Source organism: Ligilactobacillus aviarius subsp. aviarius DSM 20655 (assembly GCF_001436315.1).
Classification (GTDB): Bacteria; Bacillota; Bacilli; order Lactobacillales; family Lactobacillaceae; genus Ligilactobacillus; species Ligilactobacillus aviarius.
Window position 1 is genome coordinate 1 of the sequence record NZ_AYZA01000022.1, and the last position, 436, is coordinate 436.

Below are 436 nucleotides of genomic sequence, written 5' to 3' on the forward strand. Positions count from 1 at the left end.
AGAGCATCTGACTGTTAATCAGGGTGTCGACGGTTCGAGTCCGCCTGCCGGAGTTTCACTATGGAGAGTTGTCCGAGTTGGCCGAAGGAGCATGATTGGAAATCATGTAAACGGGTAATAACCTGTTTCAAGGGTTCGAATCCCTTACTCTCCGTATGCGAAAGTTATAAATATGACCCGTTGGTCAAGTGGTTAAGACACCGCCCTTTCACGGCGGTAACATGGGTTCAAATCCCGTACGGGTCATTATATGGAGGATTAGCTCAGTTGGGAGAGCATCTGCCTTACAAGCAGGGGGTCACAGGTTCGAGCCCTGTATCCTCCATTTGTAACTGAGAGGTTGCATTTGAATTTAATATTTAGTATCATCAATTAAGTAGTGGCTCGGTAGCTCAGTCGGTAGAGCAAAGGATTGAAGCTCCTTGTGTCGGCAGTT

3 tRNA genes are annotated in these 436 nt (G+C 47.2%); all 3 read left to right on the forward strand.

The window, feature by feature from the left end:
- Nucleotides 1-62: 62 nt before the first annotated feature.
- The 3 genes from FC33_RS05385 (at nt 63) to FC33_RS05395 (ending at nt 325) form a co-directional block, all read left to right on the forward strand.
- Nucleotides 63-154 (forward strand) — tRNA-Ser (locus FC33_RS05385).
- Between the two features lie 20 nt (nt 155-174).
- Nucleotides 175-246: transfer RNA gene (locus FC33_RS05390), tRNA-Glu, on the forward strand.
- Between the two features lie 6 nt (nt 247-252).
- A tRNA-Val gene (locus tag FC33_RS05395) sits at nt 253-325 on the forward strand.
- Nucleotides 326-436: the final 111 nt, after the last annotated feature.